At 68.5% G+C, this 26,999-nt stretch carries 21 protein-coding genes; 3 read left to right on the forward strand and 18 right to left on the reverse strand.

The features are described 5' to 3' along the window. The first annotated feature begins 73 nt into the window (after positions 1 to 73). On the forward strand, positions 74 to 2,026 hold the full coding sequence (locus F7R26_RS35380; RefSeq protein ID WP_150985100.1) for a sensor domain-containing diguanylate cyclase: 1,953 nt from the start codon (positions 74 to 76) through the stop codon (positions 2,024 to 2,026). Between the two features lie 19 nt (positions 2,027 to 2,045). Here the strand turns inward: F7R26_RS35380 and F7R26_RS35385 are convergent, their stop codons facing one another. The 9 genes from F7R26_RS35385 to F7R26_RS35425 form a co-directional block, all read right to left on the reverse strand. Further along, positions 2,046 to 2,378, reverse strand: a complete 333-nt coding sequence (locus tag F7R26_RS35385) for a hypothetical protein (RefSeq protein ID WP_043357448.1) — start codon at positions 2,376 to 2,378, stop codon at positions 2,046 to 2,048. 66 nt (positions 2,379 to 2,444) lie between these two features. Then, positions 2,445 to 6,848, reverse strand: a complete 4,404-nt coding sequence (locus F7R26_RS35390; protein ID WP_150985099.1) for a cellulose biosynthesis protein BcsC — start codon at positions 6,846 to 6,848, stop codon at positions 2,445 to 2,447. Beyond that, positions 6,821 to 8,047: a cellulose synthase complex periplasmic endoglucanase BcsZ gene (bcsZ, locus tag F7R26_RS35395; RefSeq protein ID WP_150985098.1), complete on the reverse strand. Its 1,227-nt coding sequence runs from the start codon at positions 8,045 to 8,047 to the stop codon at positions 6,821 to 6,823. The genes F7R26_RS35390 and bcsZ overlap by 28 nt, the downstream gene beginning before the upstream one ends. Continuing rightward, positions 8,044 to 10,311, reverse strand: a complete 2,268-nt coding sequence (gene bcsB, locus F7R26_RS35400; protein WP_193692283.1) for a cellulose biosynthesis cyclic di-GMP-binding regulatory protein BcsB — start codon at positions 10,309 to 10,311, stop codon at positions 8,044 to 8,046. The genes bcsZ and bcsB overlap by 4 nt, the downstream gene beginning before the upstream one ends. Before the next feature lie 200 nt (positions 10,312 to 10,511). Then, positions 10,512 to 12,773 (reverse strand): UDP-forming cellulose synthase catalytic subunit, encoded by a 2,262-nt coding sequence (gene bcsA / locus F7R26_RS35405; RefSeq protein WP_193692217.1) that lies wholly within the window; start codon positions 12,771 to 12,773, stop codon positions 10,512 to 10,514. Then, positions 12,770 to 13,543, reverse strand: coding sequence for a cellulose biosynthesis protein BcsQ (gene bcsQ / locus F7R26_RS35410; RefSeq protein WP_150993621.1), 774 nt, complete (start codon positions 13,541 to 13,543; stop codon positions 12,770 to 12,772). Before bcsQ ends, bcsA begins: the two co-directional genes overlap by 4 nt. Beyond that, positions 13,540 to 14,166: a cellulose biosynthesis protein BcsP gene (gene bcsP, locus F7R26_RS35415; RefSeq protein ID WP_193692218.1), complete on the reverse strand. Its 627-nt coding sequence runs from the start codon at positions 14,164 to 14,166 to the stop codon at positions 13,540 to 13,542. Before bcsP ends, bcsQ begins: the two co-directional genes overlap by 4 nt. A 63-nt stretch (positions 14,167 to 14,229) precedes the next feature. Then, positions 14,230 to 14,832 (reverse strand): cellulose biosynthesis protein BcsD, encoded by a 603-nt coding sequence (gene bcsD, locus F7R26_RS35420; RefSeq protein WP_241754662.1) that lies wholly within the window; start codon positions 14,830 to 14,832, stop codon positions 14,230 to 14,232. 311 nt (positions 14,833 to 15,143) lie between these two features. Then, positions 15,144 to 16,022: a LysR family transcriptional regulator gene (locus tag F7R26_RS35425; RefSeq protein WP_150993463.1), complete on the reverse strand. Its 879-nt coding sequence runs from the start codon at positions 16,020 to 16,022 to the stop codon at positions 15,144 to 15,146. Between the two features lie 151 nt (positions 16,023 to 16,173). Between F7R26_RS35425 and F7R26_RS35430 the strand changes: the two genes are divergently transcribed. Beyond that, a complete protein-coding gene (locus F7R26_RS35430) occupies positions 16,174 to 17,580 on the forward strand; it encodes a class II fumarate hydratase (RefSeq protein WP_150993461.1) in 1,407 nt (468 codons plus the stop codon). Between the two features lie 8 nt (positions 17,581 to 17,588). On the opposite strand, the gene F7R26_RS35435 is transcribed toward F7R26_RS35430, so the two are convergent. From F7R26_RS35435 to F7R26_RS35445, 3 genes are all read right to left on the reverse strand, one after another. Beyond that, a complete protein-coding gene (locus F7R26_RS35435; RefSeq protein ID WP_150993458.1) occupies positions 17,589 to 17,855 on the reverse strand; it encodes a hypothetical protein in 267 nt (88 codons plus the stop codon). A gap of 310 nt (positions 17,856 to 18,165) precedes the next feature. Further along, positions 18,166 to 18,555 carry a YfeK family protein gene (locus F7R26_RS35440; RefSeq protein ID WP_170302036.1) on the reverse strand — a complete coding sequence of 130 codons (390 nt, stop codon included), beginning with the start codon at positions 18,553 to 18,555 and terminating at the stop codon, positions 18,166 to 18,168. A 152-nt stretch (positions 18,556 to 18,707) separates the two neighbouring features. Further along, positions 18,708 to 19,430 (reverse strand): SDR family oxidoreductase, encoded by a 723-nt coding sequence (locus tag F7R26_RS35445; protein WP_150993454.1) that lies wholly within the window; start codon positions 19,428 to 19,430, stop codon positions 18,708 to 18,710. Between the two features lie 278 nt (positions 19,431 to 19,708). Between F7R26_RS35445 and F7R26_RS35450 the strand changes: the two genes are divergently transcribed. Continuing rightward, a complete protein-coding gene (locus F7R26_RS35450; protein WP_150993452.1) occupies positions 19,709 to 20,644 on the forward strand; it encodes a 2-hydroxyacid dehydrogenase in 936 nt (311 codons plus the stop codon). Between the two features lie 20 nt (positions 20,645 to 20,664). Here F7R26_RS35450 and F7R26_RS35455 read toward each other — a convergent pair whose 3' ends face one another. The 6 genes from F7R26_RS35455 to F7R26_RS35480 form a co-directional block, all read right to left on the reverse strand. After that, positions 20,665 to 22,041 carry an ATP-binding protein gene (locus tag F7R26_RS35455; RefSeq protein ID WP_150993450.1) on the reverse strand — a complete coding sequence of 459 codons (1,377 nt, stop codon included), beginning with the start codon at positions 22,039 to 22,041 and terminating at the stop codon, positions 20,665 to 20,667. After that, positions 22,041 to 22,739, reverse strand: a complete 699-nt coding sequence (locus F7R26_RS35460) for a response regulator transcription factor (protein ID WP_150993448.1) — start codon at positions 22,737 to 22,739, stop codon at positions 22,041 to 22,043. Before F7R26_RS35460 ends, F7R26_RS35455 begins: the two co-directional genes overlap by 1 nt. 13 nt (positions 22,740 to 22,752) lie before the next feature. Next, positions 22,753 to 23,811 carry a glucokinase gene (locus tag F7R26_RS35465; RefSeq protein ID WP_241754663.1) on the reverse strand — a complete coding sequence of 353 codons (1,059 nt, stop codon included), beginning with the start codon at positions 23,809 to 23,811 and terminating at the stop codon, positions 22,753 to 22,755. Next, complete coding sequence (gene pgl, locus F7R26_RS35470; protein WP_150989255.1) at positions 23,795 to 24,475, reverse strand: 6-phosphogluconolactonase; 681 nt, start codon at positions 24,473 to 24,475, stop codon at positions 23,795 to 23,797. The genes F7R26_RS35465 and pgl overlap by 17 nt, the downstream gene beginning before the upstream one ends. Positions 24,476 to 24,527: 52 nt before the next feature. Next, complete coding sequence (gene zwf, locus F7R26_RS35475; protein WP_150989294.1) at positions 24,528 to 25,976, reverse strand: glucose-6-phosphate dehydrogenase; 1,449 nt, start codon at positions 25,974 to 25,976, stop codon at positions 24,528 to 24,530. Between the two features lie 206 nt (positions 25,977 to 26,182). Then, entirely contained in the window at positions 26,183 to 26,980 is a 798-nt protein-coding gene (locus tag F7R26_RS35480) for a PaaX family transcriptional regulator (protein ID WP_150989252.1), read from the reverse strand. Positions 26,981 to 26,999 lie beyond the last annotated feature (19 nt).

A 26,999-nucleotide genomic window follows, 5' to 3' on the forward strand; every position in this document is an offset into this window, starting at 1 on the left:
AGCCCGACTCCCGGCAACCATGCGGGCCGGCCGTCCAGAAGGCGCGCGCCGTCCCCCGACACCGCCGGCTCGCATGCCCCAAGTTTCGCTTTCCCTGAAGGCGCGTCTCGCGCTGATTACCACGGCGCTTGCCGCCGTGCTTGGTACCGGCATCGTGCTGGCATCGCTCTATTACGCCCACGACGACCTGCGCGCCGCGCTGCAAGACCAGCAGGATTCCATCGTCAAGCTCGCCGCGGACCAGCTCGACACCGCCATGGACGACCGCATCACCCTGCTGTCCCACGTGGCGCCGCAGCTGGCCGGCGAGCTCGGCCGCCCGGGCGCGGAACTGCGCCTGATGCTGGAGCAGCGGATTCCCGTGCCCGGCTCCTTCAATGCGTTCATGCTGGCCGATGCCCAGGGCCGCGTGCTGGCCAGGGATGGCGTGCAGGTCAGCATTGCCGACCGCGACTACTTCCGCGAAGCCGCGCGCACCCTCGAGCCCGTGATCACTCCGCCTATCCGCGCCCGTATCAATGGCGCGATCGGCGTGCTGGTGGCAGTGCCCATCGTCTCGAAGCAAGGCGAATTCCTTGGTCTGCTGGGGGGCTGGCTCGACCTGTCGAGCGCCAACTTCCTGGTGGAGATCACCCACAACCGGCTCGGCACCACTGGCTTCTATTGCCTGGTCTCGGGAGGGCGGATGCCGGTCTATGTGCGGCACCCCGATCCGGCCAAGGCCGCGCAGCCGGCCCGCGCGCTGGGAGACACGTGTGGCGTCGACGACCACAGTGGGCGCGCCGAATTTCTCACGCCCGCCAGGCCGCTGATCTCGCGCTACCTGATGGAGAGCACGGGATGGGAACTGGTAGCGGTGCTGCCCGCGCAGGAGGCGTTTGCGCCGCTGCACGCCATGCAGGTGCGCTTTCTCGCGCTGGCGCTGTTGTCGCTGGCGGTGGTGGCCCTGCTGATCTGGCTGACGGTACGGCATCTGCTGACGCCGCTCACGCGCCTGCACCAGGTGGTAAGCGACAGCGCGCATGACCTCGCGGCCTACGAGAAACTGCCGGCGCAGCAGCGTGACGAGATCGGCGATCTGGCGCGCGCCTTCGGGCAGTTGATGCGTGACGTGCGCGAGCGGCGCGAGCAGCTCGACCTGAGCGAGCGCCAGTTGCGCGCGGTCACCGATACGCTGCCCGCGCTGCTGGCCTTTATCGGTCCCGATGAGCGCTATATCTTCAACAATCTCGCCTACGAGCGGACTTTCGGCATCACGGTGCAGGCGCTGCGCGGCATGACCGTGCGCGAGGTGATCGGCGAAACGCGCTATGCGCGCGCCCGGCCGTTCCTGCAAAAAGCGCTGGCGGGCAGCGCGGCGACGTTCGAGACCGAAGAGAGCGATCCGGATTACCACTGCATGGAGACCAGCCTGCGCCCCGAATGGAGCGCGGATGGCAGCCACGTGGTGGGGGTGCATGTGCATGTGCAGGATGTGACCCAGCGCAAGCTGGAGACCCTGCGGCTATCGCGCATCTCCCGGCTCGACCATCTGACCCAGTTGCTCAACCGCAACGCCTTCGAGGCGCTGCTGCAGGCCGCCATGGCGCGCAGCCGCGAAGACGGCCGGCTCATGGCGCTGCTCTACCTGGACATGGATCGCTTCAAGGCGGTCAACGACTTCCACGGCCACATCACCGGCGATCTGCTGCTGCAGGCCTTCGGGCGTCGCCTGCAACGCTGCGTGCGCGAGCGCGACACGGTGGCCCGCCTGGGCGGCGACGAGTTCGCGGTAGTGCTGGAGGATATCGGCAGCGCGGCCAATGCGCAGCGCATCGCGCAGGCCATCGTGCACTCGGTGAGCCGGCGCTTTTTCATCGACGGGGTGTTTGCCGATGTGGATGTGAGCATCGGCGTGGCGCTCTACAAGGGCACGCCCATGCCGGACCAGGAGCTGATGCGCCAGGCCGATGCCCTGCTCTACCGCGCCAAGGCGGCGGGCCGGGGCCGCTTCGAGATGGGGCCGCCGGAACTGCTGGATAGCTGACTAAGCTCGCCTGGCTGACTTACTTGCCTTCTTCGAACGGCACGTGCTTGCCATCGCGCGACTGATAACCCAGCTTGGTGTCCGCGCCCATCATCCGCTCCCATGCCACCATGGCATCCGCCACGGCCTGGGGCTCGCCCTTGAACACCAGCACGTCGTTGCCGCAGCTCGGGCACTGCCCGCCAAACACGGCATCGATGCCGCGCAGGTTGGGAGCGTCGATGGCATCGAAGGTACTGAACGCCGTCTTGCACGCGCCGCACACCAGTTGCGCGGGCCGCATGCCTTCGAGCCGCGCGCGGGCCTGGTCGGCACGCTCTGCCTGGCTGCCCCGTTGTTTTGCTTCACCCATGATGGACTTCCTTTGCGCAGCCGCCTGGCTGCGCTTCACTTGATTGATTCATCCGTTGCGCGCCCCTCAGAACGGCGCGGGGCCCACAGCCGACTGTGGCGCCACCGGCGGGAACGCGATCAGCCCGGTCTGGCGTTGCAACGCATAGCGCACATAGACGCCGGCATACCACTGGCGATAGTCGCGCGCGTTGTCGATGCCAAGCATGCCGCCGACAAACAGCTGCTGGGCCGCCTGGTACTCCATCGAGCCAACCAGATTGTAGGCCAGGCCGGTCTTGGACTGGCCTGGATAGACGAGATTGCCGGCCGCCGACTGGGCCGCCCGATCGGTCGGGAAATAGTCCGTCGCATCCTCGCGGAACGCCTGCATGCCTAGCGCGCCGCGCACATTGTAGGCCAGCCGGCCGCTGCGCCCTGCCAGCGAGAGCGGCACGGTCACGGCGAAGTAGGTTTGCGGGCTGAAGTAACCGCCCTGCCCGAAGGTGAAGTAGCGCAGGTTATCCGCGTACCCCATCGAGGTGAAGTTTACGCCGCTCATCAGGCGCTGCTCGGTGCTGTCGATCAGGCGCAGGTAGAACCCGCCACCGCCTTCCCAACGCGTGTTGCGCTTCACATCGTGCCCGGTCAGCAAGCCGTAGCCGCCGTAGCCGTAGATGCCGAAGAAGCCATCGTCCCAACCCAGGTCGACACGCCCGCTGCTATTCATCACGCCGCCCCACTGCAGGCCGGTGCGGTCATCGCGTGCGCCCGCATACGACAGCAAGCTGTCGGTGACGGGGCGGCGCGATGCGCCAAGCGACAGCGTGGTGCGTTGTGTCAGCGGCAGGTTGAAGCGCACACCGGTATTGACGTCGGTGTAACGGAAGCCCAGCGGCGTGCTGCCAATGTCAGCCTTGATGCGGTCCGATTCATAGGCCACGCCCAGCGCCACACCAAAGGCGTTCTGCTGCCCGGCGGACGTGGATTGCAGCGGCGTGCCGGCCGAGTTGACGGGCGCGCCGCCCACCGGGACCGCCAGCGGGCCGCCGCCGAAGCGCGAGGCGGTGTTGAAGTCGCTGCCGACGGAGCCAGCATCCAGCGCAACCGGTGTCACGCGTGCCACCAGCTTGCCGTTGCCAACGGCCATCTTGGCTTCGGCCACCACTTGCATCTCGGTGAGCTGGCTCATGCCGGAGTCGCCATTGCGCCCGCGTAGCACGGGGCCACCGGCAAGCGTGCTGGTGCGCTGCGACTCGATCTCGTTGAGTTCCTGCTGCGCGGTCTTGGGACCGGTGGGGTTAGCCTGCGAATCGGCTTCGGCCAGCCAAGGCGCGCGCGACTGCGCGCCAATCGGCTGGCGCGCGGTCGCGGCCAGCACGGGCGCCGCCGCGTAGCCGCCGACCGCCGGCGCAGCGTACTGCGCAGCGGGATACTGCGGTGCCACGGCCTGCTGCGGCACGGGATAGGGCACGCCCGGTTGCTGGGCGGCCTGCGCGTTGGCTGGATAGGCGGGGTAAGCCTGATTGGCCGGATACGCCTGCGCCGGCGCCTTGGCCGCGCGCGTGTTCTTGCCGCGCGTGCTGGCGGGCGCCTGCATCGGCATGGGCGCTTGCACCTGCTGCGGATAGTAGGCCTGCGGCTGCTGGATCTCCGGTGCCATGCCCTGCCCGGCGGCGGACACCGGCGCCGGGATGTAGGGTTGCGAGGCCTGCGCGCTGGCGTTCATCATCACCGGCGCGGGCGCCATTGCCGGCTGGGGTGCGGCTGCGGCGCGCGTGGGACCGGGCACGATCAGGTACGGCGCCTGCGACCCGGGCGGCGGCAACTGCGAACTGCCGCGCTGGCCGGGCAGGCCGACAAACGGGTTGGACGGCACGCGGTCGAAGCCCGCGCCATCCGGGCGCGCGCCGGCCGAGGATATGCCCGCGGCGTTCTCTGCCGCCACCGCTGCGCGGAAGTACTCGGCGGCACGCGAGGTCTTGCCTTGGGCGCGGTAGAGCCGCCCGGCGGCGGTCAGCACCTTGGGCGATCCGGGTGCCTGCGCCAGCGCCATCTGCAACGTGCCTTCGGCCCAGCTGTATTCCTTGGCGGCGGTGGCGGTGCCGATCGCCGCCAGCATCAGGTCGAGGTTGCGCGGATCCTTCTCCAGCACGCTCTCGTATAGCATCAGGGCCTTCTTGTTCTCGCCCGCCTGCGCGTACATGCGCGCCAGGCTGGCGCGCACGGCACTGTTGCCGGGGCGCTCGGAGAGCGCCGGGGCCAGCATGTCGTAGGCAGCCACGAGGTCGCCGCTCTCGGTCAGCGCATCGGCCTGGCGCACGATGTAGGCGACCCGCAGGTCGTCATAGTCGCGGCGCTGCGAAGTACTCAGGTTGGCGTTGGCAAGCTGGCGCAGCACACCGGCCAGCTCCACATCCTGCTTGGTCTTGAGCAGAATGGCAGCGTACTGCAGTTGCATGCCGACGTCCGGGCGCACCGTGCGGCCCATGACGTTGCGCATCAGCGAGAGCGCACGCGCCTCGTCGCCCGCATCGGCGTAAGCCAGCGCCAGCGCGCCGAGCTGGTCGGGGTCCTGCTGGGCGTAGCGCTCCGCTTGCTGCAGCACGCCCAGCGCGGCGGCCTGCTGGCCGGCGGCGGCGAGCCCACTGGCTCGCTCGGCTTCGGCGTGCACCCACAGGCGGCGCTGCAGGGTGCCCATGTCGCGGGTGCGGTTCTGCGGGGGAATGCGCTCCAGCGCTTCAAGCCCGCTTTGCCAGTCGCCGGTTTCGGCGGACAGCAGCGCGCTGGCGTACAGCGCGTCCGGCATATTGGGGTTGGACAGCAGCAGGCCGTCCATGACGCTGCGCGCCTGCTCCTTCAAGCCCATCGACGCATAGGCGCGCGCCACATCCAGGCGCACCCACGGATTGGTCGGGTCGGCCGCCATCGCGTCTTCCAGCGCGCGGCGCGCGCCGGCGGTATCGCCGCGCTGCAAGGCGGCGCGAGCCTGGCCACGGGCCTCCTCGGCGCGCAGCTTGCCCAGCGAGCCCACCTTGTCCTGCTGGGCGGGCGTCAGGTTCTGCACGATGGCGAGCGCCTCCGCGCTCTTGTTCTGCGCCGCCAGCACGCCGACCAGGCCGCGCGTGGCGTCGGGGTTGTCGGGCTGCTGCTTGAGCACGCGGCGATACGCGGCTTCGGCCGGGGCGTACTGGCCTTCCTCGGCCATCACGTCGGCCAGCGCCACCTGGGCGGAAGGCTCGCGCGGGTCGAGCTTGACCGCACGCTCCAGCAGGCTGCGCGCCTCGGCGCGGTTGCCCGCGCCGCGCGCGGCGCTGGCCTGCTCGGACAGCAGCCAGTACGTGGCGCTGTTCTGCGCGCTGCGGTAGCGGCCGCCGGCACCACGCTTGGCGGCCTGGTCGAGGAAATCCAGGGCCTCGGCAAACTTCTCCTGCTTGAGGCGCAGCACACCCATGCCGCCGAGCGCGTCGGCGTCACCGGGGCGCTCCTGCAGCGCGGTCTGGAACCGGTCGCCGGCGCGTTCGAGGTCGCCGGCATCCATGGCATCGAAGCCTTGCTGCACGATCTGGCGCACGGGGTTGCCAGCGGCGCCTGCCGCTTGCGTGGCTTGCTGCTGTTGCTGCTGGGCCTTGACCGCATCGAGCTTGGCGCGGATGGTGGCGTCGTCGGGATGGCTTGCCAGCCAGGCCTGGTACAGCGGTGCATCCGCCGGGCGGCCGCCCAGCCAGGTCAGCGCCCGCCGCCAGCTCTCGCTGGCCTGAGCGCCTACGTCACTGCTTTTGGATAGCGCCTCCAGCTGGCGAATGCCATCGCGGCGCGTGGACTCGCGATAGGTCAGGTGCTGCGCCAGCGCGAGCTGCGCGCGGTTGTCCGATGGATTGGCGCGGGCCAGCTGCTCCAGGCCCTTGCGCGCTTCGTCCCAGCCCTGCGCCGTGCCGCCCAGCGTCTGGTAGTACTCCAGCGCCAGGTTGCCTTGCGGCACCGCGCCGCCCGCGGCTTGCTGATAGCGCTTGACCGCTTCCTCGCTCTGGCCGCTGCGCGCCAGCTGGCGCGCCTGCTCGACCTGCTGGGTCGCGCCGCCGCTGCTGATCACCTGCGTGAGGCGCGCCACCAGCGGGGAGTTGGGCTGGGCCTTCTTCAGGCGCTCCAGGTAGGTGCGCGCGCCATCGGGGCGGCCCGCCTCGGCTTCGGCCACGCCCATGCCATACAGCGCTTCCGGCTGGGCCGGATTCAGGCGCAGGATCTTCTGCCACGCTTCGGCAGCGCGGTCGCTGCGGCCGCGTTCCTGCCAGTACTTGCCCTGGTCCACCAGCAGCTTGACCGGGTCTTCCTGCGCCGTGGCGGCCGCGGCGAACGCCGTCAGCAGGCTCAGCACCAGCGTCTTGGCACGCAGGCCCTTGCCGCGCGCGGTGTCCGCAACAGTATGCTTCCCGCTCGCCGAGCGGGGGGTGTTCGCGCGTCCGTTCATGGCCGGGCGCTTGCGGTTCGACATGTCTTCTCCCACTCCAGCTCCAGTTGCCCCGAAGGCGCGAACCGGTAGCGGCCTTCGGCAAAGCCGAGGCCGAATAATCCCAATACGGTGTCGTAGTACGTGGCGGCGGATTTGCCCGTGGCCGAGTCGATCATCGTCTCCGCCCGGGTGCGCTGCACCGCGGCTGCCGGCGATCCGGCTGCCTGCAGGAACGGCACCAGTGCGGCGGAGAAGCCCGCCGGGCCGTCTCCGTCCACGGCGCCGCTGTCGGCGTGCATGCGTTCGGGCGGCGCGGCGCGTCCCGCCATGCGCTGCGCCTGCGGCGCCAGGGCCTTCATCAGCATGCGGCCAGCGGCGTCGCCGCGCGGCGTCACGCCGGCCCACAGGTAGACACGGATGGCGTCATAGCTGCTGACATCGCCCTTGTCCGGGTCGGTGAGAAAACCGGTGCCGGCCGCGTCGCTGCGGTAGGCCGACCAGTCGGGCACGATGCCCTGTTTGGCCACTGCGTCGACCAGCTTGCCGGCCTGCGTGGCGAGCGTGCCCCACGGGCCGGAGGGCTCGGCTGCGGCCAGGCGGCGCAGCAACGGCACCGGCAGGTAGCTGGCATTGAGGCGCCACTGGCGCGGGCCGTCAGCATTGCCCTGGACAAAGCCCTGCGGCGCCGGCAACAGCATGGTGCCAAAGCCGGGCAGCGACACCACCTCTTGCTTGGCCACCAGCTTGAGCAGCGCGCGCGCCTGCTCGCCATAACGCGGCTGCTTCCACAACCGCGCGGCTTCGAGCAGCGCGAAGGCGAACCACAGGTCGGCATCCGATGCGGGGTTCGCATCGATCACGCCCCACGAGCCGTCGGCCCGGCGGCCCCACTGCCAGGCGGGCAGCTTGTCCTGCAGGTTGCCCGCACCGAGGTTGGCAACGCTCCATTGCCACAGGCGGTCGAAGGTAGCGCGGTCGTTGGCCATCAGGGCGAACACCATGCCGTAGGACTGGCCTTCGGAGGTGCTTTGCTGCTCCTTGGTGGACGGGTCGAGCACACGGCCATCGGCCTGCACGAAGCGGGACAGGAACTGCTGGTATAGCGGCCACGCACAGGCAACCTGCTGCGATGCCTTCGGCGCCGCAGCGCGGGCCAGCGCGGGCCAGCCACCCAGCGCCCCGAGCGCGCCCAGGCCGGGCAAGCCCGCGAGCCATCGGCGGCGTGTGCGGTTCAAGCTCACTTGTGTTCCCCCAGCTTGCGGCGCGCGGCGCGCGCCCGCAGCGACAGATACATCAACACCGCCAGCAGCAGCGCAGCGCCGCCGATCATCAGCACCATGACAAGGGGGCGCTGCGATAGCCACCACTGCACATAGGTCCAGGGCGGCAGCTTGCCCACGTGGTAGTTCTGCTGTGCCGCCAGGCTGTCGATCTCCTTGCCGCGCACCAGTGCCAGGCTGCCTTGCACCTTTGTGACCCGGTCGGGATCGAGCAGCACCTCGGTCACGGTCTGCAGGCCTTGCGGCGCGTTGCTGGCGACGGCCACCACACTGCGCCCGGACGCCAGTGGCGACTCGAAGGCGCTTAGCGCGGCATCGGTGCTGGCGCTGCTGATCGACATGCGCGTCTCGACCGGGCGGTTGCGCGTGCCATCCGCGCCGTTCCACCAGCCCGTCACGGCGGACACCAGATCGGTCAGCGCAAAGCGCTTTTCATTGCCGGCCAGCGTGACCGGCATGCGCTCGGCCCATTGCGTGAAGAGCGGCTGGCTCTGCGTGGTGCCGATCACCAGCAGGTCGCGCGCGGCCTGCTTGTCGACCTGCGCGGCGCCGCTCACGGCCACTCCGGTGGCGGGATAGCCGGTGGATTCGCCCATGCGCCCCATCAGCGTAAGGTAGGTCGAGTAGTCCTCGGCAGCGGGCTTGTCCGGCAGGATGACCGCGGTCTCGGAGAGGTCGGCCATGCGCGTGAAGGGGAAGCCGCTGTTGCCGAACACCGCCAGGTCAGGCAGCGCGATAAAGTGCGGCAGGCCGGTGATGTTGATGGTCGAGTCCGGGTCGATCGCGCCCTTGACGTTGTCCAGCATCACGTCCTTGCACGCGCCCTGCTTGAGGTAGTCGTAGTAGAAATGGAACTGCAGCTGCGACTGCGCGGGCAGCATGAACAGCGGCACCTCGATGCGCTCGTCGACCGGCACCGAGCCATCCGGCAGCACCTTGGCCAGCAACTGGCTGGCACGGCCATCCTGGTTCTTGACCGAGCGCAGCGCGTAGGCGCGCAGGAACTGGTTGCTCACACTGATGTTGAGGGTGGACTTGTCCACCACCGGGCGCGGCGTATAGCGGTACTTCAGGTCGATCGGGATGCCCTTGCTGCGCCAGCCGAACAGGTCGGGCGGCAGCCGGAAATTCACCCGCACCAGGTCCGGGTTGTAGCCCGAGACATTAAGGTCGCGCACTTCGGCAAGCTCGCCGAAGCGCACCGGGCGGTCGCTGCGGATCCAGTTGGGTGCGTCGTAGGGCACGCGCGGTGCCACGTCGTCGAGCTTGTTGATGGTGGCGCTCTGCCCGGACAGCGCGCGCGCGCCGAGCGTGAGCGCCTGCGCCGCGGTCTTGAGCTCGGCGCTGTCGCGGCCCATCACCAGCAGCAGCTTGCCGTTCGCATCGCCCGGATTTGGCACCACCGCGATCGACGGCCCGCCGATGGCGGGCACCTGCACGCCGGCAGGCTTTTCCTCATTGGTGACGAACACCACCGCATTGCCGGTGGCCGGTACCTGGTTGAGCGTGGCGGCAAACGACGCGCCACGATAGCCGGCCAGCGCGCCGAACCACGACGAGACCGCGCCGGCGGCCTCCAGCGTAGCCGTCGACGGCGCACCGGCGAACACGAAGGGCAGCCTGAGGCGGCTAACGTCACGGCGATCGAAGAACGGCAGCGGCAGCAGCGCCAGGTCGTTGGCCAGCGCCACCGGCGTGAGCGTGAGCTCCAGCACGCTGCTGTTGCCAACGGTGGCCCACAGGCTGGAGTGGAAGGGATCTTCGCAATCGGTGGTGTAGTGGCCGATCAGCTGCAGGTTGAGGCGGTTGAACTCGGTGATCAGCCGCGGCTCGATCGGCACATCGCGCTCCAGGCTGGTGCCCGCGGTGTCCTTGGGCACCGGCACGGTGCCGGCAACCTCGCCGTTGACCATCACGTTGATATGCGACAGCGCCGGTATCAGCGCGGGCGAATACGTGTAGCGCAATTTCAGACGCGCGCCGGTCACGACCTCGTCGGCGCGGATCGAGAACGGCACGCCGTTGATGGCTTCCACGCCGCGCAACTGGAATGGTGCGGTGGCGCCCAGTTGCTTGAGCGTGAGCTGCACGGTGCGCGCGCCGCTGCGGGGCGCTGCGGCGGCGGCCTGCGCCGCCACCCCGGCGGGTGACTGCGCCGCGACCGCCTCGCGGGTGGTGTCTGGCACGCCGGCGCGCTGGGCGCCGGCCGGGGTCACCGTCAGCATGGCGAGCGCGAGCAATGCGCTAAGGCGGGTAGCGGCGGGCAGGCGCGCGGTGCGGTGCGCGGTTGAGTGCGCGGGCGAGCGATCGGTCAGGCGTGGTGTCTTGGTCAAACGCATTCTCTGTCTTTTTGCCAGTGGTCCGGTGCGTGTTCAAGCCGCGACCCGAACCGTTCCGGGACGCGGCGCTGGGCCAACGGGGCCGATCAACGGGTGGAAGCGCCAGGTTCTGGACGGCGCAACAAGTGGCGCATCTCGCGCCCAAGGTGGAACATCACGTTATGGAAGCCAAGCAGGCCGATGCGCAGGATCTGGCCGGCGGCCAGCCCCGGGGCATCCGGCCGCTTGCGGCCCCACGAATCGATCCACGCGTCGGCTCGCGCAAAGGTGCACTGCACGAAAGCCATCTCCTCGCGCGGGCTCATTTCCGCCAGCTCCAGGCCGGTGTGCGTGTCGCCCTGGAACACCACCTTGGCGGGGAACATGTGCTCGTCGTTCTGCAGGTAGAGCGAGATCTGCACCTGCTCGCCCACGGCAGCCTTCATGCCCGGCGGCAGCCGCATGCCGATGCCGCCCTCGGCGAAGTCGATGGTCTCGCACACCAGCGTGCGGCCATCGGGAAAGTGCAGCGTGGCGGGCAGCTTCATCGCCACGCGGTGCGCCACGCGGATCTGGCGCGTCTCGCTGGCGACCGCAATCGAGGCGCCGAGGATGATCAGGTTGTAGAACGTCCAGATCAGGTTGAGCACCACCGTGGTGGCCTCGAACTGGTTCCACAGGAACAGCCGCAGGAAGCCCACCACCACGCCCAGCACGTTGAACAGCAGCAGCACGAGGTACGGACGCGAAATCACCCAGTCGAAGTAGGCTTCCTCGATCACGCCGCCCTTGGGCGTCACGTTGAACTTGCCGGCCGCGGGGTTGACGAACGCCACCAGCACGGGCCGCATGATGTACCACGCCAGCACGGATTCGTAGACCTCGTTCCAGAACGAATGGCGAAACTTGCCCTGGATGCGCGAGTTGGTCATGTTCGCGTGCAACAGGTGCGGCAGCGCGAAGGTGGCGATGGTCAGCGCCGAGGCCTGGATCACGTGGGCACCGAACAGCAGGTAGGCCAGCGGCGCCGTCAGGAACACCAGCCGCGGCAAGCCGTAGAAAAAGTGCAGCATGGCGTTCAGGTAGCACAGGCGCTGCGGGATCGACAGGCCCGGCCCGAACAGCGGGTTGTCCACCCGGCAGATCTGCGCCATGCCCCGAGCCCAGCGAATGCGCTGCCCGACGTGGCCGGAGAGGCTTTCCGTGGCCAGCCCCGCCGCCTGGGGGATCGCCAGGTAGGCAGTGCCGTAGCCCTTGCGGTGCAGCTTGAGCGCGGTGTGCGCATCCTCGGTCACGGTTTCCACCGCGATGCCGCCCACTTCCAGCAGCGGCGCGCGGCGGATCACGGCGCACGAGCCGCAGAAGAAGGTAGCGTCCCACAGGTCGTTGCCGTCCTGCACCAGGCCGTAGAACAACTCGCCCTCGTTGGGGACTTCCTGGAAGGTGCGCAGGTTCTTCTCGAACGGATCGGGCGAGAAGAAATAGTGCGGCGTCTGCAGCATGGCCAGCTTGGGGTCCTTGAGGAACCAGCCCATGCTGATCTGCAGGAAGGAGCGCGTGGGAATGTGGTCGCAATCGAAAATCGCCACGTACTCGCCGTGGGTGCCCTTGAGCGCTTCGTTGATGTTGCCCGCCTTGGCGTGGCGATTATGGTTACGCGTCACATGGGTAACGCCGACCTTCTCGCAGAACTCGCGGAATTCCTCGCGCCGGCCGTCATCCAGCACGTAGACATTGATCTTGTCGCGCGGCCAGTCCAGCGACATCGCCGCGAATACCGTCGGCTTGACCACCGACAGCGGCTCGTTGTAGGTCGGGATGAAGATATCCACGGTCGGCCAGCTGGCCATGTCCGCGGGCATGGCCACCGGACGGCGCTTGAGCGGCCACGCGGTCTGGAAGTAGCCCAGCATCAGCACCACGAACGCGTAGATCTCTGCCAGCACCAGGCCGATGCCAAAAGCGGAGTCGAACCAGCCGCCCAGCCCCACCGTTTCCGTCAGGCGCCAGTACATATAGCGGCTGGAGGCCGCGATCGACAGGATCACCATCATCAGTGTGGCGAGGTGGCCCTTGACCCGGTTCAGCCAGACCGCCAGCCCGAAGCACACCGCGGCAAACCCGACCTGCTGCCAGAAATCCAGCGGCACCGTGATGACCAGCGCAAACATGAACAACCCGGCCAGCAACGCCAGCACCCGCGCCACCGCGCTATCCCAAAAGGCAAGCGCGACGAAGTGACTGCCGAAACCCTGCAACGCGGCCGACAGCGCGTTGGGCTTGTCGTTGCCTGTGCTTTTGACTTTGTCCTTGCCTTTGGCCCGTGCGCCCTTGGGCGCCGCGGCGGCTTTTGCCTTGGCTGGCTTCACGCGGCTTCTCCGTGAGCGGCCAGGGCCTGGCGCACCCATGCAGCGCAACGCTGCAGGTCGTGCGTGGCCTGGCTGTGAGGGTTGTATTCGAGCACGCTGCGGTCGTAGGCCAGCGCCTCTGCCACCGCCTGGTCCTGGTGGATCACGCCCAGCACACGCTCGCCCAGCTGGGCGCGCAGCACCTGCACCACATCCTTGCCAAGCTGACGGCTCACGTCGACCTGGTTGATCACCAGCATATGGCCCAGGTAATCGGGCCGGCCCTCGCAATAGGTGCGGATCAGGTCTTCCATCAGGGGCATGGTGGCGTAGGACGCGGCGTCCGGCAGCGACACCATCAGGCACAGCTGCGCACATGACAGTGCCTGGCGCATGTAGGGCGACGGGCCCGGCGGCGTATCAATCACAACGACATCGTCGCGGCCCAGGCCAAGTTCGGCAAGCTGGGTGCGCAGCCATCCGGGATGGGTGGAGAGGTGCGCTTCAAACGCTGAGCGGTCCGTCTCGTTGAGCGAGCCGAACGGCATGACCAGCACGCGGGAGCGGCCCTTGTACATGCTCTGCTGCCACGCTTCCCCGGCCAGCGTGGCGCGCGCGTGCCCGGCGACTTCCTGCGGCGGCATGCCGAAATGCAGGCGCAGCGCATTCTGCGGATCCAGGTCCACGGCGAGTACGTTCTCGCCGGCAACCGCCAGCGCTTCAGCCAGGTTGGCCGACAGCGTGGTCTTGCCCACGCCGCCTTTGGCCGAGACAACAGCAATGATCTTCACGAGCGATTCAGCCGATCTAGAAAGGAGCGGCGCGCGGGTGCGCGCTCGCTGGTGGTGGCCGGTTCCTGGCGGCCTTCGAGGCGGGCGAACACCTTGGATAATTCGGTGCCGGCGGCGCGGGCTGGCTCAGCCGCCGCAGGCGCCGCCGGGGACCAGATGCGGGCCGGCTCAGGCTCGGGAGCGACGACCGGGTTCGCTACGGCTGCCGGTTGGGGCGGCGCTGCGGCAACTTCCGGCGTGGATCGCGGCATCGAGGCCGACGCCACCGGCGCCATGCCTTCCGGCGTGCGGAAACGCGGCATCATCGCCGAGGCGGCCGCGCCCGGTGCGCCCGGGGGGGCAGCCTGGGCGGCAGGCGGAAGCTCGCCCGCCGGCAGGGCCGCGCGCCACAATGGCGCGGGCGGCGCGGACGGCACCTCTGCCGTGCCGGCTACGTCATGCGCATGCGGCGCGGCGGGCTGCACGGGTGGCACTACGGCAGCGCGGTCGACCCGCACGGAAGTCAGCAGCGGCCAGCGCTCGCGCGCCTGCGTCGCCGCGTCTTCGCGCACGATCTCTTTGTATGACTCCACCTTGCCGCCGAAACGCTGGAACAGCTTGGACAAATCGTCGGATTGACTCATGGGATCTCACTCACGCAAGGCAGTACGCCGGCGCGAAAACTGCCGCAAACGGCGGACGGCACTTCAACGCCCGAACCGGAACTCCACGCATCCGGTGGCATCGATCGGTGTACTTTGGCTGACCCGCAGGGTCTCGGACGAGCCGAGCATGCGGAACCAGTGCTGGTACGCCCCCTCCAGGAATGCCGGCGACCAGGTGTCGGCTCCGTCTCCAAGCGCCGCATTCAGCGGCGCGCAGTAATGCCGGACCACCAGTGCGCCGCCCACATCCTCGATGCTGGTCCAGCCCCAGTCCACATCGAGCCAGATCTGCGCGACGGCGCGCTCCAGCTCGGCAAGCGTCGCGCAGGCACCAGGATCGAAACGCTTGGCAAAACGCGTGCCAACGCGCCACATCACAGCGCGCAGGCCGGCCACGTCCATGGATTCGGATAGTTCTTCGGCGAGCGCCGACAGTACATCACGCCATTGCGACGAGCAATGCCGCTCAGTGAGATATTGCAGAATTGCTTGATTCACCCCGAGATCCTGTTTTAATGGCTTACAGTCAATATTCTTCTTATTGTTGGAGCGCCATTTTCTTACCAACCCGGCGATCTGAGCAAATGCTTTGCGCGCAACAATGGCTATGTTCCATCCTCGCAACATCCACAACGACGCCACCATGCTCCGATTCGCACAATTTCCCGCGCGGGTAGGCGCCACGGCCTTTCGCGGGCAGCCCAAGCCTGACAGTTTCCACGTCACACGGGAACCCACCCCCTTCTGAAGCGGGGAACACTTTACATTGCCATCCAAATGTCTCTACATTACCCCGTAACCTGCCGTTGCCGGTTAGCGAAGACCGCTCACAGTGCCATTCTTGCGCGATAAATTGCAGACCAGCGCATGCATTTTTGTCCCGACGGGAATAGAGCGCGGCTTAGGGCGGGAAACGATAGGACAGGCCCCGCTGCGCTAAAGCGCGTGGCTGGGGATCAGTCCGGCATGCCCTGCGCGCCAGGGCGGGCCGCAGCGACGAATGCATCAATCAGGCGCGCCCCGCGCCGTTCGCGCAAAAAATAGAGATACTCGCTCATTTCCTCGCTACTATCCTCAAAATCCAGCATTTTCAGGTGTGGATGGCTCGGCACCTCGTGACGGGCAATGACGGATACGCCGAGCCCGCGAATAACCGCCTCCCGGATCGATTCCCGGCTGCCGATTTCCATCGGCGTGGCAGGGACCACGCCCGCCCGCGCCAGCATCTGCTCGGTGACGATGCGCGTGGTCGACCCCGCCTCGCGCATCAGCAGCCGGCAACTGGCCAGCGCGGCGACCGGCACCCGAGCCTGCGCCGCCAGCGCATGGCTGCGATGCACCACCAGCACGAGCGGGTCCTCGCCCAGCAGCATGCGCTCGAGGCGGGGGTCGTCCACCTTCTGGGAGGACGAGGCCACGTCCACGCGATATTCCAGTAGGGCATCGAGCACTTCCTGCGAGTTGCCGGTCTCGACCGCCACATCAATAGCCGGGTAGCGCGCGCTGAAGCGGCCGATGATGTCGAGCACGTAATACGGCGCGGTGGCGCCAATGCGCAGGCTGCCCGTGCGCAGGTCTCCCGAGTGACGCAGGAAAAAGTCGATTTCCGTTTCCTGCTGGACCAGCGCTTCGACCTTGGGCAGCAACGCCAGCCCGGCATCCGACAGGGCCAGCCGGCGCCCGCCCCGATGGAACAGCTCGACGCCGTAGGCTTCCTCCAGCGCGCGGATCTGGGCGGTGATGGTCGGCTGCGACAGGCCGAGCCGCTTGGCGGCCTGGGTCACGCTGCCGATACGGGCGACCATGAAGAAGGACTTGAGCTGGGCAATGAGCATGCTGGAGACGCGTGGTGATAGCGCAGGTGAATCGGGTGTTTGCCCTCGGTGGACGCGCCCGGCGCCAGGGATGACGCCGTTGCAGCCGGGAGCGTATTCTAAGGCCCGGGGATCTGTTGCCACGCCGCTTTCGACCGAACAGGAGAACGCCATGCCCGAGCGCAAGCAGGACGCCACCCGGATCGAGACCGACAGCCTGGGCGACATACCGGTGCCAGCCCGGCACCTGTGGGGCGCGCAGACCGAGCGTTCGCGCCAGAACTTCCGCATCGGCTGTGAGACGATGCCGCCCGCACTGATCGAAGCGTTCGCCATCCTCAAGCTCTGCGCAGCGCGTGCCAACCGGGAACTGCACGTGCTCAAGCCGGAACTGGCCCACGCGATCGAGGCGGCAGCGCAGGAGATCATCGCCGGCAAGTGGCCCGGGGAGTTTCCGCTCTCGGTCTGGCAGACCGGCTCGGGCACGCAGACCAATATGAACCTGAACGAGGTGATTGCCAACCGCGCGATCCAGTTGCTGGGCGGCGAGCCGGGCGCGAAGCAGCCGGTGCATCCCAACGATCACGTCAACGCCAGCCAGTCTTCAAACGACAGTTTTCCCACGGCGATGCACATCGCCGCCACCCGGGCGATCCAGCTGCAACTGCTGCCCGCGCTGGAGACCTTGCAGCAGGCGCTCGGGCGTAAGGTGGACGCGTTCAGCGATATCGTCAAGGTGGGCCGCACGCACTTGCAGGACGCCGTGCCGCTGACGCTCGGCCAGGAGTTCTCTGGTTACGAAGCCCAGGTCGGCGATGCCCAGTCGCGCCTGCGCCAGGCGATGCTGCGCGCCATGCCGGTGCCGCAGGGCGGCACCGCGGTGGGCACCGGGCTGAATGCGCCGCATGGTTTTGCCGCGGCCTTCGCGCGCGCGCTGTCGGACTACACGGGCCTGCCGTTCGAGCCCGCGCCGAACCGCTATGCGCTGCAAGCCTCGCATGATGCGCTGGCCGACCTGTCGGGCGCGCTCAATACCACGGCATCGTCCTTCCTGAAAATAGCGCGCGATTTCATGCTGCTCGGCTCCGGCCCGCGCGCGGGCCTTGCCGAACTGATCCTGCCGGCCAACGAGCCCGGCTCTTCGATCATGCCGGGCAAGGTCAATCCCACCCAGGCCGAGGCGCTGGCCATGGTGTGCTGCCGGGTGATCGGCAACCACACCACCGTCACGCTGGCCAATAGCCTCGGCACGCTTGAGCTCAACGCGTACAAACCCGTGATTATCTATAGCCTGCTGCAATCGGTCACGTTGCTTGCCGATGCCGCCGCGAGCTTTGCCGAACGCATGGTGGAAGGGGTACAGGCGGATCGCGAGCGCATCGCCGAATTGCTCGGGCGCTCGCTGATATCCGTGACCGCGCTCAACCCGCACATCGGCTACGACCGCGCCGCCGAAATAGCCAAGCTGGCGGTCGCGCGAGGGCTGCCGCTGCGCGAGGCGGCGCTCGCCTCGGGACATGTCACGGCGGCCCAGTTCGATGCATGGATCGACCTGAAGGGAATGACCAGGGAAATTTGAGGCGCCGCTTAGCGCTGGCCCATCTCGCACACGGCGCAGACGGTCACGGCCGCACCACAGGTGAAGACCAGCATGACCAGCACCATCAAGGCGTCGACAAAGCTCATGCTGCCCGGTGCGATCGCGCTGACCAGCCGCCAGCAGATCCAGGCGATCCATCCCAGCGCCGCGATGGCACTGCAGACTGCCAGGGTTGCACAGGCACGGTGCGTCAGCCGGCGCCAGGAGGCTGCAGGAGCGGCAGCGCTTTCGTTATCGGATATGACAGTCTGCATCCGGATTCTCCTTAGCCAAGCCTTGCGGCCTTGGCAGAAAATGCCTGGGCCCGCATCGTATGCGCCTGAGAAGAGCCCCGCGCGGCGAGGCGCGCACGGGGCTATGAGGACGCATTGGGCCGCATTCGACGATCAGCTTGCGTGCCGCCCGAATGCCGCCCGGACTGAAGTATGGTTCGGCGAACGCCGGTTGGCTATCGGTGGCCGTCTGACAGGGCGCATGGGCCGGCCTTTGTTGCCAAAAAGCAAAAGCGTACCCGTTTCTGCGTACATTAAGACCCACCTGCAACGGCAAGAAAAGGACTCGCGCCTACTTGCCCGCAGCCTTCTGCCGATAGCGCGCCAGTTCGGCGCCTAGCCACGGTGCGCTCTCCACCGGCTGGGCCTGGCCGCACCTGACCAGGTAAGGCTTGCCGCTGACGCTGCTCTTGCTCGCGCCCAGTTCGATAAAGCTCTCGCTGGTGCTGATGGCCCCCTTGTCGGCCAGGTAGTCGTACTTCTTCTTGAGGTGGGCAGCCGCATCTGGCGCCGGATACCAGCTGCCATTGCGGTTGAACTGGCAATTCGAGCCTGCCAGGTAGGCAAAGAGATGGGTGACCTCGGCCTGCGTGGCAGCGGGCGGTGGCGCTGCGGCGGCGGGGGCCATGGGGACCGCCAGCGCAGTGGCTAGCAGCAGGGCGGACAGGAAGGCAGGCTTCATTTTCACGGAGTCGATAAGTCGCATCCGCTGCATTAGAGCGGCATTCCCGCTCCAGTTCAAGGCCTGAGGAGCGGCCAGAGCGCCCGCCGCGCGGGCGGAACCAACCGTCCGCGCGGCAAAGCGTACCCGTTTCTGCGTAGCAATCCGGTGCGTCAGCCGATCGCGCCACCGCCATCGAGCAACACCGTCGAACCCGTGGCAAAGCCCGTCCCGGCCAGGTAAAGGATGGCTTGCGCCACGTCTTCGGGCTGGCCAATGCGCTGCGCGGGGAGCCGCGCGGCCACGTTTTCGAACATGGCCGCACGCGCGGCGCCGTCGAGCTTGTCCCACAGTGGCGTGGCGATCAGGCCCGGGGACACGGTATTGACGCGCACCGGCGACAGTTCCAGCGCCAGGCCGCGGCCGAGCGCGTCCAGCGCGGCATTGATGGCGCCCTGCAGCACGGATGCCTTGCTCGGCCGCACGCCCAGGAAGCCCGAAACCAGTGTCAGCGAGCCATGCGCGCTGATTGGCACCAGGCGCGCCACGCGATAGGCGCCCCAGAACTTGCTGTTCATCGCGGCGTAAGCATCGGCCAACGGCAACTGGCGCACCGGGCCGGTGGGCGTCTGCGCGGCGGAGATCACAACGTGGTCCCACGGGGTGGCGCCGTCCATGAACTGCGCCACGCTGGCATCGTCGGTGATATCGATCGTGGCGCCGCTGACCGTGCCGGCGCTGGCCAGCGTGCGCACAGCGGCATCGACTTTTTCCTGCGAGCGCGAGGCAATCGTGACGCTAGCGCCGCGCTCGGCAAAGGCAGCCGCGGTGGCCAGGCCGATGCCGGAACTGCCGCCAACCACCAGCACCCTGGCGTTCTTGAAATCGGGAAACATGGCAAGACTCCTTGAATTTCCTTCAATGGCCAATCCATGCGGCAGGAAGGAAGGCCGCATGCTTGCCAGCCATTATGGTCACGGCGCGCCGGCAGATCATCCACCCAGGATTGGAAGCACTCTTGGCAGGCATTTGATAATCGAGGGCGCGCCGGAGCACGCCAGCAAGCCCGGCGCGCCGCCGCTACAATGCTGCGGTGCAGCTTAGGCCCCGTCCCGGGACTGCTCACCTTCCTCCCAGCCGTCGCCAACGGCCCCGAAACAATCTCCTGCCCATCATGAAGCCGCTCCTGCTCGTCCTCAGCCACGTCAGCGCACAGCATCTGTCCTGGATTGCCGAACAATACGAGGTGCGCTACGCGCCCGACAGCGCGGCCCGTGCCGCGCAGGTCCAAGAGGCCGGCGCCCGCGTGCGCGCGGTGCTGACGATCGGCACGGTCGGCCTCACCGCTGCGGAGATCGACGCTATGCCCGCCCTGGAGCTGGTGTGCGCGCTGGGCGCGGGGTACGAGAACATTGCCGTGGCCCATGCCCGCGCGCGCGGCATCGTCGTGGCCAACGGTGCCGGCACCAACGACAGCTGCGTGGCGGACCACGCCATGGCTTTGCTGCTAGCCACCGTGCGCGCCATCCCGGTGCTGGACCAGGCCACGCGCGCCGGCAAATGGCGCACCGCGCTGCCGATGCAGCCCAATGTGTCGGGCAAGCGCATGGGAATTCTCGGCCTCGGCACCATCGGCCGGCGCATTGCCCAGCGCGGCCTGGGCTTCGACCTGGAGGTGGGCTATCACAACCGGACCCGGCGCGACGACGCGCCGTATCGCTATTTCGACAGCCTCGGCGCGCTGGCCGAATGGGCCGACTACCTGATCATCGCCACGCCCGGCGGCGCCGACACCCGCCACCTGGTCGACGCCAAGGTGCTGGCCCAGTTGGGCCCGGGCGGCTTCGTGGTCAATATCGCGCGCGGCAGCGTGCTCGACACCGCGGCGCTGGCGGACGCCCTGCGCGCCGGCAAGCTCGGTGGCGCGGGGCTTGACGTATACGAGACCGAGCCCGAGCCGCCCGCCGAGCTGTTCGACTGTCCCAATGTGGTGCTGACCCCGCACGTGGCAGGCAGGTCGCCAGAAGCCATCGATGCTTCGGTGCGGCAGTTCCAGGAAAACAGCCGGCTGCATTTTGCCGGCGAGCCTGTACTCACACCGGTAGGCTGACAAAAGGCCCCGCCGCGCGCTCACGCGGCGGGAAACACCACCCGCACGCGCAGCCCGGGCGCGGCGTCTTCCAGCGAGACCTGCGCGCCGTGCGATTGCGCGATCTCCGCCACGATGGCCAGCCCCAGCCCGCTGCCCCCGGTGGGCGCTTCCGGCACCCGGTAGAAGCGGTCAAACACACGCGCGCGCTCGGCGGCGGGAATTCCCGGGCCGTCATCCTGCACGATCAGTTCCGCGCTCTGCGTACCCGATTCTCCTCCGCCCGGCATGGCCCGCCCCCGGCCAACCAGCACATCGACCCTGCCGCCGGCCGGCACATAGCGCAGCGCATTGTCAACCAGGTTGGTCAACAGGATGCGCAGCGCATCGAGGTCGCCGCGCACCATGACCGGGCCGGCGGCAGCGTCGAGCCCCAGGTCGATGTGGCGGTCGAGCGCGGCCTGGGTCATCTCCGCCACCACGCTTTGCGCCAGCGCGCGCAGGTCCACCGGCTCATGCGGAGGCGCTGCCGCCGCGCCGGGCTCCTGGCGCGCCAGCGTGAGCAGCTGGGCCACCATGTGCGTGAGCCGCTCCAGCCCCTGGCGCAGCTTGGCCACGGCCTCCTGCCGCTCCTCGGCCGTATCGGCACGCTCCACCAGCTGGGCCTGCAACTGCAGCGCGGCCAGCGGCGTGCGCAGCGCGTGCGCGGCGTCAGCCACGAAGGCGCGCTGGGTATCGATGGCGTGGGACAGCCGCGCCAGCAGCTGGTTGAGCGCCTCGGTCAACGGCGCGATCTCGTCCGGCATACTGCTGACCGCCAGCGGGGCCAGGGCGTTGGCGTCACGCTGGCGCACCCCGGCGGCGATCTCGCGCAAGGGCCGCAGGCCGCGTCCCACGGCCACCCACACCAGCCAGCCGATCAGCGGCAGCAGCAACAGCAGGGGCGCCACCGTGCGCAGCGCCATACGCGCGGCAACCTCGCTGCGCGCCGACATCGGCTGGGCAATCTGCACCACGCCGAGCCCGAGCTGCACGCTGTAGATCCGCCATTCGCCCTGCGCGGTCTTGACGTTGGAAAATCCCAGCTCGGCACGCGGCGGCAACGCCGGATGCGCGTGCGACAGATACAGGCTGCGGCCGGAGCCATCCCAGATATGGATCACGACGTCTTCATCGGCATGGAACAGGCTGTCGCTAGGCGAGCCCGGCGCGCCGGGCGACTGCTGCGCAACGAACGGCGGCATCACCGGATCGGCGAACTGGCTGGGCAGCGCGGCGGCCACCTGCTTCATCTGGTAGTCGAACAGTGCGTTGGCTTCCTGCCGGGCCTGCCCGTAGATCAGCGCGGTGGCAATGGCGATGCCGGCCAGCAGGCCCAGGGCAAGCCACCACAGCAGGGTTCTCTGGATGGAACGCATCAGCCCGCGCTCCCGGCTTCGAGCTTGGGCACCACATAGCCCACGCCGCGGATATTGCGGATCAGCCCCGCGCCGAATTTCTTGCGCAGCGCGTGGATGTAGACCTCCACCGTGTTGCTGCCGACTTCATCGCCCCAGCCGTACAAGCGCTCCTCCAGCTGTGCCACCGACCACACCTTGCCGGGCCGCGCCAGCAGCGCCGAGAGCAGGCCGAACTCGCGCGCGGACAGGCGCACCGCCTCGCCGTCAAGAGTGGCCTCGCGGGTCACGGGATTGATTACGATGCCGCCATAGCGCAGCAGCGGCTCCGCCCGGCCTTCGGCGCGGCGCACCAGCGCGTGCATGCGCGCGGCCAGTTCCTGCAGGTCGAAGGGCTTGACGAGGTAGTCGTCAGCGCCGGCGTTCAGTCCCGCCACGCGATCGGCCACGGCGTCGCGCGCGGTCAGGATCAGCACCGGCGTATTCACGCCGCGCGCGCGCAGCGCGGCGAGCACCTCCAGCCCGGAGCGGCGCGGCAGGCCCAGGTCGAGCAGGATCAGCGCATAGCAGGCCTCGCCATCGGGGCCACCCGACTGGGTGGCCGCGGCCAGGCCGGCCTCGCCGTCCTGCACCCAGTCCACCGCGAAGCCTTCCTGGCGCAATGCCAGCTTCACGCTATCGCCGATCATGGCGTCGTCTTCCACCAGCAACACTCGCATGGTCAGGTCCGGATCAGGCAGGGTTAGGTTGGTTGGCCGGGTTGGCTCGGCTGGCGCCATCGCCATCGCCATCGGCGCCGTGCGTGATCGCTTCGTCCAGCGCCTGCGCTAGTCCGGGCAGCGCCGGGTACTGCGCGTTGATCACGTAAACCGGCAGGCTTTCCAGGTACGCGCTCATCCGCCCCTTGGCGGTAAAGCGCGCGTTGAACGCGGAGTTGCGCAGCGCGGGCACGAAGCGCGGCACGATGCCGCCACCCAGGTAAACGCCGCCACGCGCACCCAGTACCAGCGCAATATCAGCTGCCACGGAACCCAGCAAACCGCAAAACACGGCAAGCGCGCGCTCGCAGAGCGGGTCGTGCCGGTGAATCGCGCCTTCGGTTACCTCTGCCGGCTCGAGCTGGCGCGCCAGGGGCGTACCCGTTTCTGCGTGCAACGCGGCATGCGTCAGCGACAGCCCCATGCCCGACAAAAGACGCTCGGCGGAGACACGGCCAAAGGCCTGGCGGGCCGCGCGCCACGCGGTCCATTCGTCTTCGGTCTCCGGCATCAGCTCGATATGGCCGCCCTCGCCGGCCAGCGCCACAGCCGGCCCGGCGCGCGCGGGCACCAGCCCGGACACGCCCAGCCCGGTGCCCGGCCCCACCAGCGCGAGCGGCGCGCCGGCCACGGCCACGCCCTGGCGCAGCGGCGTCAGGTCCTGCGCGCCAAGGTGTGGCAAGCCCAGCGCCAACGCGGTGAAATCGTTGATGGCCAGCAGCAGGTCCAGGCCCAGCGAGCGCTGCATCTGCGAGATGGAAAACGCCCAGGCGTGATTGGTCAGCTTGACGCGATCGCCGGTCACCGGGTTGGCGAGGCCAACGGCCGCGTGGCGCGGCCTGGCAATGCCAGCCGGCAAGCCGCCGAGGTAGTGCTGCATGGCAGCCTCGAGCGAGGGGAAATCGGCCACTTTAAGCGCGGTCACCGGGCCGATGCGCTGCGGCGCGGTCTCCAGCGCAAAGCGCACATTGGTACCGCCGACATCGCCCAGCAGGCGTGGAAAGCTCTGCATGGCGTCAGGCCGAGAAGACATCGGTGCCATGCCGGTGCCGGCTCAGCACCAGGCTGATGGGCAACGCCGGGGTAGGTCCCTTGCTGGCGCGCGCGAACACGGCCGTCTTGACGGGCCCCGCGAACGACAGGAAGACGCGCTCGGCAGCCAGCAGCGCCGCCAGGTTCAGCGTGATGCGCGCGTGCGGCGCCTCGCGCGGATGCGTGACCATATAGCCCGGCTGCGGCTCGGCAAGGGCCTGCTCCAACTCGGGCGCCTCGGGAAACAGCGAAGCGGTGTGGCCATCCTCGCCCATGCCCAGCACGATCACGTCGGGCTGGCGCCAGGCCGCGTTCAGCCGTGCCACCGCGCTGGCGGGGTCGGCCACTTCGGCGGCGTCGGCCACCAGCGGCACGAAGGCCGCCTTGCCAGCCGCCTCGCGCAGCAGGTGGCGGCGCACCAGCGCGCCGTTGCTGTCGTCATGGTCGGGCGGCACCACGCGCTCGTCGACGAGCGTGATGGTGACCGCGTCCCAGCGGATGGTGCGATGGCGCAGGCGCTCGAACATCGCCACTGGCGAGCGGCCGCCGGACACCGCCAGCACCGCCCAGCCGTTCACGCCGATGGCGATCTCCAGCGCGTGGGCTACCGAGATCGCCATCGCTTCGGCGAGGTCCGCCTCGGAGGTGTGTTCGTAGCGTCGCATGGGCAGTGTCTCCTGTTCGAATGAGGGTCTATCAATGATCAGCGGGCGCGGCTCACACCTCTTCGTGCCAGAGCGAGCCGTCGCGCGACATCAGCGCGGACGACGAGGCCGGACCCCATGTGCCGGCGGTATACGCCTTGGGCGGCATGGTGCTGCCGGCCCACGTATCGATGATGGGCTCGACCCAGCGCCACGCCTGCGCCTGCTCGTCGCGCCGCACGAACAGCCCGAGGCGGCCGCGAATGACATCGAGCAGCAAGCGCTCGTAGGCGCCTGCGCGGCGCACCTTGAAGGAGTTGGCGAAGTCCAGGTCGAGCGAGGTGCCCGTGAGCGCCACCGTATCGCCGGGCTGCTTGACCAGGAAATACAGGCGGATGCTTTCCTCCGGTTGCAGCCGGATCACCAGCCGGTTCTGCGGCGACAAGGTCAGCGGGCGCGGGAAGATGGCGTGCGGCACATCGCGGAAGTGGATGACGATCTCCGCCACGCGCGACTGCATGCGCTTGCCGGTGCGCAGGTAGAACGGCACGCCGGACCAGCGCCAGTTGGCGATCTCGGCCTTGATGGCGACAAAGGTCTCGGTATGGCTGTCGGGCGCGATGCCCTTCTCGTCGAGGTAGCCCACCACCGGCTTGCCGCCCACGGCGCCGGCACGGTACTGCCCGCGCACGGTTTTCTCGGCCACGTCCTGCGGCGTGATGGGCTTGAGCGCCTTGAGGATCTTGATCTTTTCGTCGCGGATCGCATCCTCGGACAGGCTGGTGGGCGGCTCCATCGCCACCATGCACAGCAGTTGCAGCAGGTGGTTCTGCACCATGTCGCGCAGCGCGCCGGTGTTGTCGTAGAACTCGCCGCGCGTTTCCACGCCAAGCTCCTCGGCGATCGTGATCTGCACGTCCTGCACCCATTCGCGGCGCCACAGCGGCTCGAACAGCGCGTTGCCGAAGCGGATCGCCATCAGGTTCTGCACCGACTCCTTGCCCAGGTAATGGTCGATCCGGTAGATCTGGTCTTCGGCGAAGTACTGCGCCACGGCCGAGTTGATCGCGTCGGAGGAATGCAGGTCGTGCCCGAGCGGCTTCTCCAGGACGATGCGGACATTGGGATGATTGAGCCCGGTGCGCGCAAGCTGCTCGCAGATGGGGACAAAGATATGCGGCCCGGTGGCGAGATAGCACACCACCACCTCTGGCGAGCGCTGCAGCACCTTGGCCGCCAGCGCGTCGAAGTGCTCGGGCACGCGGGCGTCGGCCTGCACGTAGCTGATGCGCGCAAGGAAGGTGGCCCAGGCTTCGGGCGGTGCGTGCTCAAGACCCGGCCGCACGCTCTGCTCCAGCGAACCGATATAGTCTTCGGTGGAAAGGGGATGGCTGCCGGTGGCAAGAATGCGGGCGTTGGGATGAAGCAAACCCGCGCGGTGTGCATCGAACAGCGCCGGCAGCAGCTTGCGCCGCGCCAGGTCCCCGGTGCCGCCGAACAGCACCATGTCGAAATCGGGCATGCTCACCCTGTACTCCTTGTCTTGGCCAACGTGAGTGCGGCGCAAGAGCCCGGCGGGGCCTGCGGGGTTCCAGGAACACCAGTGCGCGTCACTTTACTGAGTGCCGCGGTGCGCCGCATAAGTTCCGGCCAGTTTAGTTGAGTCGCTGCCGCTTGGCGAGGCGTGCAACGCTCGGCGCGGCACCGGAGGTTTGCCGCCTGCGCGCGCTAGCCGAGCAGCAGCTCCACCCACAGGCCGCGAGCCTGGAGCTGGTAGGCGCGCGTGGCGTCGATCAGGGCGCGGCGGGGCGCCGGGTCCATGATGGCCTCGGGCAGCAGCGGATCGCGCACGATGGCGCGGATGATGGCGCGGCCCACCAGCATGGCCTCGCGCGCGCCGGCATCCGGCGCCATGCGCGCCAGGTTGGCCTGGCTGCGCTCAAGTTGCGCCAGTGCGCGGCGGTACGCGGATTGCAGCGCCGGCACATCCCACAACTGGACCATGCGCGCGGCGGCATCGGCATCGAACTCGCGGCCCACAAAGAGCAGGCTGGCGCTGGCCATCCCGAGCCGGGACAGCGCGGCACGCATGGCCGGGGCGCCGCCCGCGAGATTGTCCGGGCGCACGTTGATGCCAGCGGCCAGCACCCGAAAGCCGGACAACGACAGCGCGCGTGCGTGGTGGCGCCAGGCGGTCTTCTCGCTGCGCGCCACGGCGGCGTCATGCACCACCAGCCAGTCGCCGGCCCAGTGCCCCAGCCGGCTCTCTTTTTCGAACCAGTGCTCGACCTCGTCGTAGACCGGGTTGCCTTCCGGCAGCACCGCGTAGCAGCCACGCTCCGTCTTGACGATGCGCCCCTGGCGCTGCAGGCGCGTCAGCGCCACCCGCACGCTGGGCGTGCCGATGCCCATCACCTCGGCGCCGCGCGCCAGCGCCTGCACCGGCAGGGTACGCTCCGGATGACCGTAGAGCAGGTCCAGGACCAGGTCGGTCGCCGAGGGCTCGCGGATCTCTATTTCATGCATGGGTCGAAAGCGGGAGCAA

Source organism: Cupriavidus basilensis, assembly GCF_008801925.2.
Lineage (GTDB): Bacteria > Pseudomonadota > Gammaproteobacteria > Burkholderiales > Burkholderiaceae > Cupriavidus > Cupriavidus basilensis.